This window comes from Pseudomonas idahonensis (assembly GCF_037903935.1).
Lineage (GTDB): Bacteria > Pseudomonadota > Gammaproteobacteria > Pseudomonadales > Pseudomonadaceae > Aquipseudomonas > Aquipseudomonas danubii.
Window position 1 is genome coordinate 1,562,969 of the sequence record NZ_CP149586.1, and the last position, 12,276, is coordinate 1,575,244.

Annotated in this window: 12 protein-coding genes; 4 read left to right on the plus strand and 8 right to left on the minus strand. The window is 63.8% G+C overall.

The window, feature by feature from the left end; genetic code table 11:
* Positions 1 to 79: 79 nt before the first annotated feature.
* Positions 80 to 523: a hypothetical protein gene (locus tag WIN67_RS07130; RefSeq protein ID WP_102878709.1), complete on the plus strand. Its 444-nt coding sequence runs from the start codon at positions 80 to 82 to the stop codon at positions 521 to 523.
* Positions 524 to 572: 49 nt separating this feature from the next.
* Here WIN67_RS07130 and WIN67_RS07135 read toward each other — a convergent pair whose 3' ends face one another.
* A complete protein-coding gene (locus WIN67_RS07135) occupies positions 573 to 1,685 on the minus strand; it encodes an enoyl-CoA hydratase/isomerase family protein (RefSeq protein WP_102878710.1) in 1,113 nt (370 codons plus the stop codon).
* 133 nt (positions 1,686 to 1,818) lie between these two features.
* Here WIN67_RS07135 and ung point away from each other — a divergent pair, with 133 nt between their 5' ends.
* Positions 1,819 to 2,511 (plus strand): uracil-DNA glycosylase, encoded by a 693-nt coding sequence (gene ung, locus WIN67_RS07140; RefSeq protein ID WP_102861587.1) that lies wholly within the window; start codon positions 1,819 to 1,821, stop codon positions 2,509 to 2,511.
* A 157-nt stretch (positions 2,512 to 2,668) separates the two neighbouring features.
* On the opposite strand, the gene WIN67_RS07145 is transcribed toward ung, so the two are convergent.
* The 5 genes from WIN67_RS07145 to WIN67_RS07165 all read right to left on the minus strand — a co-directional run bounded on the left by WIN67_RS07145 (position 2,669) and on the right by WIN67_RS07165 (position 8,168).
* Positions 2,669 to 3,700: an AbrB family transcriptional regulator gene (locus WIN67_RS07145; RefSeq protein WP_102861588.1), complete on the minus strand. Its 1,032-nt coding sequence runs from the start codon at positions 3,698 to 3,700 to the stop codon at positions 2,669 to 2,671.
* Positions 3,693 to 5,207 carry a tripartite tricarboxylate transporter permease gene (locus tag WIN67_RS07150; protein WP_339070833.1) on the minus strand — a complete coding sequence of 505 codons (1,515 nt, stop codon included), beginning with the start codon at positions 5,205 to 5,207 and terminating at the stop codon, positions 3,693 to 3,695. The genes WIN67_RS07145 and WIN67_RS07150 overlap by 8 nt, the downstream gene beginning before the upstream one ends.
* Before the next feature lies 1 nt (position 5,208).
* Positions 5,209 to 5,667 (minus strand): tripartite tricarboxylate transporter TctB family protein, encoded by a 459-nt coding sequence (locus WIN67_RS07155; RefSeq protein WP_110595067.1) that lies wholly within the window; start codon positions 5,665 to 5,667, stop codon positions 5,209 to 5,211.
* A 58-nt stretch (positions 5,668 to 5,725) separates the two neighbouring features.
* Positions 5,726 to 6,712, minus strand: coding sequence for a Bug family tripartite tricarboxylate transporter substrate binding protein (locus WIN67_RS07160; RefSeq protein ID WP_102878712.1), 987 nt, complete (start codon positions 6,710 to 6,712; stop codon positions 5,726 to 5,728).
* 163 nt (positions 6,713 to 6,875) lie between these two features.
* A complete protein-coding gene (locus WIN67_RS07165; RefSeq protein ID WP_102861592.1) occupies positions 6,876 to 8,168 on the minus strand; it encodes an OprD family porin in 1,293 nt (430 codons plus the stop codon).
* Between the two features lie 235 nt (positions 8,169 to 8,403).
* On the opposite strand from WIN67_RS07165, the gene WIN67_RS07170 reads away from it, so the two are divergent.
* Positions 8,404 to 9,075, plus strand: coding sequence for a response regulator (locus WIN67_RS07170; RefSeq protein WP_102861593.1), 672 nt, complete (start codon positions 8,404 to 8,406; stop codon positions 9,073 to 9,075).
* A complete protein-coding gene (locus WIN67_RS07175; protein WP_102878713.1) occupies positions 9,068 to 10,471 on the plus strand; it encodes a sensor histidine kinase in 1,404 nt (467 codons plus the stop codon). Before WIN67_RS07170 ends, WIN67_RS07175 begins: the two co-directional genes overlap by 8 nt.
* Here the strand turns inward: WIN67_RS07175 and WIN67_RS07180 are convergent.
* Positions 10,457 to 11,278, minus strand: a complete 822-nt coding sequence (locus WIN67_RS07180) for an HDOD domain-containing protein (protein ID WP_213664874.1) — start codon at positions 11,276 to 11,278, stop codon at positions 10,457 to 10,459. The genes WIN67_RS07175 and WIN67_RS07180 overlap by 15 nt on opposite strands.
* Positions 11,279 to 11,316: 38 nt before the next feature.
* Positions 11,317 to 12,258, minus strand: a complete 942-nt coding sequence (locus WIN67_RS07185; protein ID WP_339070834.1) for a folate-binding protein YgfZ — start codon at positions 12,256 to 12,258, stop codon at positions 11,317 to 11,319.
* Positions 12,259 to 12,276 lie beyond the last annotated feature (18 nt).

Consider the following 12,276-nt stretch of genomic DNA (forward strand, 5'->3'; position numbering starts at 1 on the left):
TATTTCGTCAGTCGGCCTGTTGTCGACTGCCGCCTGCCAGCGTCGCTGGTGTGGCTTCTTCGCGGTCCAGGAGGCCGCCATGTATCGTCGACTTCTGCTTGTTGCATTACTGGGTTTGAGTCTTAGCGCGTGCGTCCCTTACTACGGTGGAGGTTCAAGCTATTACAGCTCCGAAGTCTACAGTTCTCCCACGCCGGCCTATTACTACGGTGGTGGTTCTTCCTATTACTCCACTGGCCGCAGTTACTACGCACCGCGTTACTACCAGCCAGCCCCCCGTTATTACCAGTCGGCTCCGCGTTACTACCAACCGGCTCCGCGCTACTACCAGCCACCCCGGGCGGTGTACCGGCCGTATCCGAACCAGGGCTGGGGCGGGCACGATCGCCACAGCAACTGGGGCAACAACAATTGGGGCAACAATGGTGGCCATCGGGAATGGGGCGGTCACGGCGGACGTGGTGATCGTGGCCGAGGCGATCGTGACCGGGGCGACCATGGGCGAGGCGGTCGCGGCCATTGATCCCGAGTGGGCCAAAAGCCTGTAGCCGCTGTCGGCGGCTGCAGGCTTTTTAGTAATCCGTCAGGTCCGCCAGGGGATGACGGCCTTCCCAGGCCTTGTGGAAATGCGCTTGCACCACCGCCTCGGGCACGCTGTTGATATCCGACCAATGCCAATGGGGCTGATGATCCTTGTCGATCAGGCGGGCGCGCACCCCTTCGGCGAATTCCGGGTGTCGGCAGCAGTTCAGGCTCAGGGTGTATTCCATCTGGAATACCTCGGCCAGGGACAGGTAGCGAGCACGGTGGATCTGCTCCCATACCAGGTGCGCGGTCAGCGGGCAGCCCTCGACCAGCGTCTTGGCCGCTCGGCTGTAGAGGGCATCGCTGTGGTTCTGCAACTGGCTGATGGCACGCCAGGCACAGGCCACGTCACTGACGTCCAGCCAGGCGTCGATCTGCTGCCGACGCGGCAGCCATTGGGCTTCGGGCAGTTGAGCCGAGGCTTCCTGCTGCAAGGCCTTGAGCAAGCTGTTGAGTTGCCTTGGCGTCTGTTCCTGCCAGTTCAACTGCAACAGCCCCTCGATCAGTGCTTCCTGTTGTTCGTCCAGCAGGAAGCGGTCGGCGAGGTTCAGGTCCAGGGCATCGCGGCCATTCATGTGGGCGCCGGTCAACCCCAGGAACAAGCCGAGCTTGCCGGGCATGCGCGAGAGGAACCAGCTGGCGCCGACGTCGGGATACAGGCCGATGCTGATTTCCGGCATTGCCAGGCGACTGCTGGGGGTGACGATACGAATCCCGGCACCTTGCAGCAGGCCCATGCCACCGCCCAGCACATAACCGTGGCCCCAGCAGATCAAGGGTTTGGGATAGGTGTGCAAGCGATAGTCGAGACGGTATTCCGCGGCAAAGAAATGCCCGGCCAAGGCCGGTACTTCGCCGGGGTGATCGAGGCAAGCCTGGGCCAGGCTGCGTACCTCGCCGCCGGCACAGAAGGCCTTGGCGCCGTTACCCCGCAGCAGCACACAGACCACTTGCGGGTCCTTGGCCCAAGCATCGAGACGCTCGCTCAACTGCTGGATCATGGGCAGCGACAGGGCATTCAGGGATTTTTCCGCGTCCAGGGTGGCAATGGCGATGCGTGCGCCATCGGTGCCGGTGAGTTCTTCGACGTGCAGGTTCATCGTGACCTCGAGGGGAAATAGAAGCGCTCATTATGATCGCTGGTAGGGAAAGTGCAGGTTCCGTGTCAGATCAATTGACAAGCGAAGTCGGCTTTCCTAGGGTGCGGCCATTGTTTTTTTCACGGGCATGGCCATGACTGCTGACGATCGTATCAAACTCGAACCGAGCTGGAAGGAGGCGCTGCGTGCCGAATTCGAGCAGCCCTACATGAGCGAACTTCGCGAATTCCTGCGCCAGGAACATGCCGCCGGCAAGGAAATCTATCCGCCGGGTCCGATGATCTTCAATGCCTTGAACTCAACCCCGCTGGACAAGGTCAAGGTGGTGATCCTCGGCCAGGACCCGTACCACGGACCGGGCCAGGCCCATGGCTTGTGCTTCTCGGTACAGCCCGGGGTTCCAGCGCCGCCCTCGCTGGTGAACATCTATAAAGAGCTCAAGCGTGACCTCAACATCGACATTCCCAACCACGGCTACCTGCAAAGCTGGGCCGACCAGGGCGTGCTGATGCTCAACACCACCATGACCGTGGAGCGGGCCAACGCGGCATCCCATGCGGGCAAGGGCTGGCAGTTCTTTACCGATCGGATCATCGAAGTGGTCAGCGAGCACCAGCCGCACCTGGTGTTCCTGTTGTGGGGTGCCCACGCCCAGAGCAAGCAGAAACTGATCGACGCCACCAAGCATCTGGTACTGACCTCGGTGCATCCTTCACCGCTGTCGGCCTACCGCGGCTTTCTCGGTTGCGGGCATTTCAGCCGCACCAACAAATACCTTGAGCAGAATGGCGAGACGCCCATCGAGTGGCGCCTGCCGCCGTTGTAACTATTGCTCGATGGGGGGCTGCTTGGTGGCAAAACCACCTGCGACTTGAACCAAGGCATATCTGTAGCCGCTGCCGCAGGCTGCGAACGGCCCGTAGGGACGCGGCGGTGGTTCGGCCACTGAAGGCTGTCGACCTTGTCGCCGCCCGCGGCAGCGGCTACAGGGGGCCTTTGTTCCAGTGGCGGAACAGGGGCTCGGCGAGAAACAGCACGAACAACAACCTCATCACCTGCATCGCGGTCACCAGTGGCACCGACAGTTGCAGGGTCTCGGCCGTCAGGCTCATTTCCGCGATACCGCCGGGCATCATGCCCAATGTCAGCGAACGTAGATCCAAGTGGGTCAACACACTCAGGCCCAGGGCCGCAAGGCCGGCGATCAGCATGCTCAGGGCGGTGCCGATCAAGGTCCGCCCCATGAACGACGGCGCTCGGCGGAAGAACTGCCGATTGAAGTGACAGCCCAGGCCGCTGCCGATCAGCCATTGGCCCACCTGACTGCCGCCCTCGGGCAGGCCGATGTGCAGGTCCCAGGCGATGCTCACCGTAGCGCTGAGCAGCAAGGGGCCGAACAGCCAGGGGTTGGGTTGGTGCAGACGCTGCCAGATCCAGGCCAGCAGCGCGCCCGCGGGAAACAGCAGGGCCAGCCACTGCCAGTCCACGCTGGTGGCATGCAGGGCGGGGGTGCCTTCCCCCAGCAGATATTTGAAGGCCGCCGGAACACAGAGCACCACGGCCAGCACCCGCAGGCTCTGTCCAGCCGCCACACGGCTGAGCACCGCGCCATTGCGCGCGCCGAGATTGACCATCTCCCCGGAGCCGCCGGGCATGCTGGAGAAAAACGCGGTGGCCCGGTCTTCTCCGGTGCGCCGCAGCAACCACACCCCGACCACGCTGGACAGGCTGGTCACCAGGGCGCCGAAGAAGATCAGGCCAAAGTGACTCATGACCTGTTCCATCACCTGCGGCGTGAAGTGCAGGCCAATGCCGATGCCGACCACCCATTGCCCGCATTTGCGGCCGCCGGGGATTTCCGCCAATTGCCAGGGCGTCAGGCAGCGCACCAGGATGATCGCCAGCAACGAGCCGACCATCCAGGGCAATGGCCAGCCGATCTGGCTGGCGAGATAACCGCCAGCCAGGCCCACCAGGGGCGTGCCCCACCATTGTCTGAAGCGGGCTTCAGACATCGGCCACGGCACGTTGCTGGGCCGAGCGCTTGCGCCAGATGCGCAGCAGCGGCATGAACAGCATGAGGAGGGTCAACACCCAGACCCCGACCGTGATCGGGCTCGACCAGAGGATCTCCATCGCGCCATTGGAGATCGACAGCGCCCGGCGCAGGTTCTGCTCCATCAAGCCGCCGAGGATGAAACCCAGCAATACCGGCGACAACGGGAAGTCCAGCTTGCGCAGGATGTAGCCGAAGATGCCGATGCCCACCATCAGGAACAGGTCGAAGGTGGTGGCGTGCACCGCGTAGACGCCAATCCCGGTAATGATCGCGATCACCGGCACCAGGGCCCAGTTCGGCACGGCGAGGATGCGGGTGAAGAGGCGGATCATCGGGATGTTGAGGATCACCAGCATGATGTTGGCGACGAACAGCGAGGCGATCAGGCCCCAGACAATATCCGGCTGCTGCTGAAACAACAGCGGGCCGGGCGTGATGTTGTACAGCGACAGGGCGCCAATCATCACCGCCGTGGTGCCGGAGCCGGGAACGCCGAGGGTCAGCATCGGCACCAGGGCGCCGCAGGCCGAGGCGCCGATGGCGGATTCCGGGGCGGCCAGGCCGCGCTTGTCGCCTTCGCCGAAGGTGCCGCTGGCGCCGGCGATGCGTTTCTCGGTCATGTAGGCCACGGCGCTGGCCAGGGTCGCGCCGGCACCGGGCAGAACGCCCATGATGAAGCCCAGCAGGCCACAGCGGATGTTCACCACGAACACCGAGGCCGCTTCCTTGAAGTTGAACATCATGCGTCCGGTGGCTTTCACCGCTTCCTGGCCGCGATGGGTCTTCTCCAGCAGCAACAGAATCTCGCTGATGGAGAACAGGCCCAGCACCAGCACCACGAACTGGATGCCGTCGGTGAGGTGAATGTTGTCCCCGGTGAAGCGGTACACACCGCTGTTGGCGTCAATGCCCACCGCCGACAGGAACAGGCCGATCAGCGCCGCAATGAAGGTCTTCAGCGGCCGATCGCCGGCCATGCCGCCCAGGCAGACGATGGCGAACACCATCAGTACGAAGTATTCCGCCGGGCCGAAGGCGATCGCCCACTTGGCCAGCAGCGGGGCGAACAGCACCATGCCGCAGGTGGCGATGAAGGCGCCGATGAACGAGCTCCAGGCCGAGAGTGACAGGGCCACGCCCGCCAGGCCTTTGCGGGCCATGGGGTAACCGTCCAGGGTGGTCATCACGGTGGAGGCTTCGCCCGGAATGTTCAGCAGGATCGAACTGATGCGGCCGCCGTATTCGCAACCCAGGTACACCGCCGCCAACAGGATCAGCGCCGATTCCGGTGGCAGGCCCAGGGCGAAGGCAATGGGGATCAACAGCGCCACGCCATTGATCGGGCCCAGGCCCGGGAGCAGGCCGACCACGGTGCCGATCAGGGTGCCGGACAGGGCGGTGACCAGGTTGTAAGGGGTCAGCGCAACGCCGAAGCCCTGGCCCAGATAACTGAGGGTATCCATATCAATTCTCCAGAACGTCGAGCAGGCCGAGGGGCAGTGGTACGTCCATGACCCGGTCGAACAACCAGTAGAGGCCGACACTGAGCAGGCTGATGATCACCAGGCTAGGCAGCCAGCGGCCGCCGTAGAGCCGTGCCATGGGTACGCCGATGAGGACACTGGCGACGATGAAACCCAGGGGTTCGAAGGTTCCGGCGAACACCAGCAGCAAGGTCACGCAGATCGTGATCTTGGTCAGGGTTTGCCGGTCCAGGGGCGGTTCATCTTCGCTGTGCTTGATGGGTGTCGGGCGAAACAGCATGTACAGCAGGGCCAGCCCCATCAGACCGAGCATCAGCAAAGGGAAGGCCCGCGGGCCCACGGGTTCATAGGAAAAGGCCGCCTGATACGGCCAGGCCATCAGTGCCAGGCCGGCACAGGCCAGCAGCAACACCGCAGCGAAGAGACGTTGAACGAGCATGGCTAACTCCTGGGCGCGGCCCTCGATGCGCGAGGGTCGCGCCTTCAGCAAGGGACGGTCACTGGATCAGGCCGAACTCTTTGGCCAGGGTCTTGTAGTCGGCCACCTGTTTCTTCACATAGGTGTCCAACTCGGGGCCGGTCAGGGCGAAGGGGAACAGCTCGCGCTGGTCACGCAGCTTGGCGAACTCTTCGGAGGCCAGGAGCTGGTCGAAGGCGTTTTTCCACCAGGCGTATTCCTCGTCGGTGACTTTCGGCCCGAGGTAGAAACCGCGTACCACCGGCCAGACGATGTCGTAGCCCTGCTCCTTGGCGGTGGGGATGTCTTTCATTTCCGGCTCGTCCAGACGCTGTTCGGAGAACACCGCCAGCAGGCGCATGTCGCCGGCCTGGATATGGGGCATGGAGTCGGAGATGTCGGTGCTGCCCACCTGGATGTGTCCGCCCAGCAGGGCGGTGGCGATTTCACCGCCGCCTTCCAGGGCGACGTAGCGCAGGTCCCGGGGGTTGATCCCGGCGGCCTTGGCGATCAGCGCGGTCTGCATCCAGTCCTGGCTGCCCACGGTGCCGCCGGAACCTATCACCACTTTGCTTGGATCTTTCTTAAGAGCCTGGACCAGATCGTCGAGGGTCTTGTAGGGCGAGTCGCTTTTCACCGCGATAGCGCCGTAGCTGGTGCCGACCGCTGCCAGCCAGCGCACCGCGCTTTCATCGAAACGGCCGAACTTGCCCTGGGCCAGGTTCAGCAGCGAGCCGCTGGACCAGGCCACCAGGGTTCCGGCGTCGGCGGGACGCTGGGCCACCACGGCGTTGTAGGCCACGGCACCGACACCGCCAGGCATGTAGGTGACGCGCATCGGCTTGGTGAGGAGTTTTTCGTTGACCAGGGCGCTTTGCACCAGCTTGCAGGTCAGGTCGAAACCGCCGCCGGGGGAGGCCGGGGCGATGCATTCCGGGCGCTTGGGCTCGGCGGTCGCGGCCAGCAGTTGGCCGGCGAACAGCATGCAGCCGGCGGCGAGGGCTAGTTTGCGCAGTGAAAGGTCCATGAACGTCTCCACAGGAGTTGTTGTTATCGGTATGTCCGGGTCATCCCCGACCCTTTTTCCGCAGGAGCCGGCTTGCCGGCGAAGGGGGCCTTGGTTTTGTACAGGGCTTGCGGGCCTCTTCGCTGGCAAGCCAGCGCCTACGACGCAGCGTGATACGGGTGGCTTACCACAGGGCCACGCTGTAGCTCACCAGCAGGCGTACTTCATCGGCATCGCGTGCCGAATAGTTGGAACGGTAGGTGGCGTTGCGCAGGCGCACGGCGACGTCCTTGAAAGTGCCGCTTTGCACCACGTATTTGACCTCGGTGTTGCGTTCCCACTCTTTGCCGGTGTCGCCGTTTTTCAGGGCGATGTTGTCGCCGCTGAGGTAGCGGGTCATGAAGCTCAGGCCGGGAATCCCCAGCTTGGCGAAGTCGTAGTCATAGCGGGCCTGCCAGGAGCGTTCCTCGGCCCCGGCGAAGTCGTTGATCTGCACGAAGTTCACCAGGTACGGGTCGCTGCCATCCACGTAGGGGAATGCGCTGTCGCCGGACATGTGCTGGTAGCCGGCGCTGAGTTTATGTCCGTTCAGGGCATAGCTCACCAGGCCGTTGAGGGATTTGTTGTCGATCTTGCCGCCCCGGGCCTGGCCCTGGTCGTCGCTGATGGCCAGGCGCAGGTCGGTGCCGAAGGTGCCCGGTCCCATGGGCTGGGACGCTACCAGGCCGAGGAAGTGCTGGTTGTAGACATCGTCCAGTTGGGCGAAGTGGTAGCTGCCGGTGATCTTGTCGGTGAACTTGTAGTCCAGGCCGCCGAAATTGAAGTGCTTGCCTGCCACGGTGCCGGCGAAGCGGCTGTTCTTGTTGTTGAGGCGGATGTCCTCGTAGTTGCTGTCGTCGCGGTCCTTGGCCTTGTCCAGGCGCCCGCCGGTGAAGGTCAGGTTCTTGATTTCCTTGGAGGTCAGCAGGCCGCCTTCGAAGGTCTGCGGCAGGATGCGCCCGTCGTTGGGCTTGAGGATTGGTAGCTCGGGGATCAGGCTGCCGATTTTCAGTTCGGTGGCGGAGATCTTCACTTTGCCGGTCAGGCCGAGCTTGGAGTACTGGTCGGCGGCGCGTCCGTCATCATGGGTCGGCAGCAGGCCGGTGCCGGTGCGGTCGGGGCTGGAGTCGAGCTTGACCCCGAGCATGCCCAGGGCGTCCAGGCCGAAACCCACGGTGCCTTCGGTGTAGCCCGACTGCAGGTTGAGCATGAAACCCTGGGCCCATTCATCGCGCTTGGATTGCTGGGCGCTGGTGCCGTCGCGAAAGTCGCGATTGAAATACATATTGCGGGTTTCGAAGGTGGCGCTGCTGTCTTCGAAGAAGGCGGCCTGGCTTAAGGGCGCGACACCGGCGAGGGCCGCGGCGCTGGCCAGGGCAGTCGGGGTCAGACGGGAAAAAAATACAGGTGTGACGGCGTGAGGGCGCGTGGACGGCATCCAGGGGTACTCCGTTATTGTTCTTATTTTGACGAAAACGCTTCGAGGCGTTTTGCGTATCAGCGGCCATCGGGGCCAGGGCAGTCGAGACTGTCCGTAGCCGGACTCTAAAGGGCCAACCTTTCGCTAACCTTTCAACGTACTTTCACGGTTTTCGGGCTTCACAGCGGCGAATGCAGCGGTACACTCCGCGCCAAAGAGCGGCGTCGATCCCCCCGGAACGAGGTAAGAAAACATGCGAGTCCTGCTCGTCGAAGACCATCTGCAACTGGCCGAAAGTGTCGCCCAGGCGCTCAAGAGCACCGGCCTGACCGTGGATGTGCTGCACGATGGCGTGGCCGCCGACCTGGCTCTGGGCAGTGAGGAATACGCCATGGCGATCCTCGATGTCGGCCTGCCGCGCCTGGACGGTTTCGAGGTGCTGGCGCGCCTGCGGGCCCGGGGCAAGAACCTGCCGGTGCTGATGCTCACTGCCCGCAGCGACGTCAAGGATCGGGTCCACGGTCTGAACCTGGGGGCCGACGATTACCTGGCCAAGCCGTTCGAACTGACCGAGCTCGAAGCCCGGGTCAAGGCGCTGTTGCGCCGTAGCGTGCTGGGGGGCGAGCGCCAGCAGCGTTGCGGAGTGCTGGCCTATGACCTGGATACCCGGCGCTTCACCCTGGGCGAAGAACTGCTGACCCTGACGTCCCGCGAGCAGGCCGTGCTCGAGGCATTGATTGCCCGTCCCGGCCGAGTGATGAGCAAGGAGCAACTGGCCTCCCAGGTGTTCGGCCTGGATGAGGAGGCCAGCCCGGATGCCATCGAGATTTACGTCCACCGCCTGCGCAAGAAGCTCGATGGCCATGCAGTGGCCATCGTGACGTTCCGCGGCTTGGGTTATCTGTTGGAAAGCCGCGATGCATAGGCCCAGCAGCCTGCGCTGGCGGTTGCTGTGGAACCTGGCGCTGCTGCTGGTGGTGCTGATGCTGGCCAGCGGCTTGAGTGCCTACTGGAACGGCCGTGAGGCCGCCGACACCGCCTACGACCGCACCCTGCTGGCCTCGGCGCGGACCATCGCCGCCGGGTTGTCCCAGCGTGACGGCAGCCTCAGCGCCAATGTGCCCTATGTGGCCCTGGACACCTTTGCCTACGACAGTGCCGGGCGCATCTATTACCAGGTCAACGATATTCACCAGCAACTGATCTCCGGTTACGAAAACCTGCCTGGTCCGCCGCCGGGTACTCCGCGTACCGATGACTATCCGGCCCTGGCGCGTTTCTACGATGCCACTTATCAGGGCCAGAACGTGCGGGTGGTGAGCCTGCTCAAGGCGGTCAGCGAGCCGAACATGAACGGCATGGCGGAAATTCGCGTGGCGGAGACCGACGAGGCGCGGGTCGCCATGGCCCGTAGCTTGATGGCCGACACCTTGCTGCGCCTGGGAATGCTGGCCATGGGGGCGTTGCTGCTGGTGTGGTTTGCGGTGAGTGCCGCCTTGCGTCCGCTGGAACGTTTGCGCGGTGCGGTGGAGGAGCGCCAGCCCGATGACTTGCGGCCGCTGCCGCTGGTTTCGGTGCAGCGTGAATTGTGGCCCCTGGTGCGGGCCTTGAACCATTTCACCGAACGCCTGCGGGGGCAGTTCGAGCGCCAGGCACAGTTTATTGCCGAGGCCGCCCATGAGTTGCGAACACCGCTGGCAGCACTCAAGGCCCGTCTGGAGCTGGGACTGCGTTCCAGCGAGCCGGACACTTGGCGCACGACCTTGGAAAGCGCGGCTCAGGGCACCGATCGCTTGACCCACCTGGCCAATCAGTTGCTGTCCCTGGCCCGGGTGGAAAATGGCGCCCGGGCGATCGCCGAGGGCGGCGCACAGTTGCTCGATCTCAGCCAGTTGGCCCGGGAACTGGGCATGGCCATGGCGCCTCTGGCCCATGCCAGGGGGGTGGCCCTGGCCCTGGAAGCCGACGAGCCGGTGTGGCTCAAGGGCGAGCCAACCCTGCTCAATGAACTGCTGAGCAACCTGGTGGACAACGCCCTGGCCCACACGCCGTCGGGCGGGAATGTGGTGCTGCGGGTATCGGCGCCGGGGGTGCTGGAGGTGGAGGACGACGGGCCGGGTATTCCCCTGGAGGATCGCGACCGGGTCTTCGAACGTTTTTACCGGCGTAATCAGCAGGTGGCCGGTTCGGGGTTGGGGCTGGCAATCGTGGGGGAAATCTGTCGCGCCCATCTGGCACAGATCAGCCTGCACGATGGCCAGCCTTCGGGGCTCAAAGTGCGGGTGAGTTTTATCGCGGGGTTAGGATCAGTAGAGCATTGAGCGGGATTCTTGCAGCTCGTTGCACATGGCCTGGTTTTCCGGGTCGATCCCCAGCTTCTTGAACGCCGGCACGCTGAAGGCGTCGATGCGCGAGAGGGAGTGATCTGTGTCTTTGTGGCAGTACAGGGTCGCCACCTGGACCAGGTCGACGTAGTCGATCCCGCTGGTCTGGCGGTTGAATTCCAGGTAGTGCCCAGGGATCTCCACCAGTTGCTCGGGGAACTCCCAGACCCGTAGCAGCTTGTCCCCCAGCAGCGGGTGAATGCGTTCGATCACGTGATTGAGGCTGACCGGGTCGGAAAGCAGTTCGTAGTGGTCTTCGGCGTAGGTCAGGATCGGCAGCACGCCGATCTGGTGTACCAGTCCGCCGAGCGCTGCCTGGTCGGGCTTGAGCTGGGAGTAGCGGCGGCACAGGGCATAGCTGACCCCGGCCACTTCCAGGCTGCGGCGCCACACATCGTGCATTTTCTGTGCAACCACCTCGGAGCGGGCATTGAAGATCTGCTCCATCACCAGGCCGATGGCCAGGTTGCTGCTGTAGTTGACGCCCAGGCGGGTGATGGCGGTATGCAGGTCGGTGACTTCCTGGGCCGCCCGCAACAGTGGGCTGTTGACCACCTTGATCAGTCGCGCCGACAACGCGGTGTCGCGGCCTATCACTTTGCTCAGGGTGCTGACGCTGATTTCCGGGTCTTCGGCGGCCCGGCGAATCTGCATGGCCACCTCCGGTAGGGTTGGCAGAACCAGGTCATCGTTGTCGATGGCCTCCACCAAATCCTGTTGGACCTTTTGCGCCAGCTCAGTCATTTCAGTTCTCTAGGGTGTTGCAGGAAAGGGGGAGTCGGTCAGCGCTGGATTTCGCGATCGCGGTCCAGCTGGTACGGCAGGTCCAGCAATTGCAGACCGGGCCCTTCGAGTGCGCCCAGGTGCAGGTTGCCATCTTCTGCCGCTTCGGCCTGCAACACGGCCAGCAGTTCCACCTGGTCTTGTGCCTGGGCGGCCAGGACCACTTCACCGATGGAGCTGTTGTGGGTCGGGGAGAACAGCGGGGTGCCTGGGACGGGGAGTTCGCCGCTGGGCAATGCAAGTCGGTAGAGGCGGCGCTTGAGCTTGCCCAGGTATTGCATGCGGGCGACGATTTCCTGGCCGGTGTAGCAGCCTTTCTTGAAGCTGACGCCGCCCACGGCCTGGAGGTTGAGCATCTGTGGAATGAACAGTTCACGGGTCTGCGCCATGACCTGGCCGAGGCCCGCGCGGATCTGGCCCAGCAGCCACTGATTGAGCTCGCCCTGGGGCAGTTGCGCGGCCAGTTGCTGACCCAAGCTCTCGGCGCGTTCCGCCGGGACCCAGAGTTCGACGCGGTGGCTTGAGGCGCGCACGGCAATCAGGCCGTCGGCGCGGACTACGGCGCCGTCTTCCTGGGGCAGTTCAAGGCCCAGGCCGCTCAGGCTGGAGTCCGCATGGCTGAGACCGAAGCGCGCCCAGTTGGCGCTTTCATCGGTGAGCTTGGCCTTGGAGAAGACTGCGTATTTCTTCAGGTCCGCCAGTTGCGGCTCAAGCAGTTCGCTGGCCATGGCCAGCAGGCAGCCGTCACCTTCCAGGAGGATGCGGAAACTGGACTGCATGCGGCCTTTCTGGTTGCAACGGGCGCCCAGGCTGGACTGGCTGTCGCTGAGGTAATTGAGGTTGCAGGTCAACTGACCCTGAAGGAATTTGCTGGCATCAGGGCCGCGGACGGCGAGGACGCCTTCGTGGGACAGGGGGCAGAAAAAAGCGGAGTCAGCCATGGTTCATCGCAGGGTAAA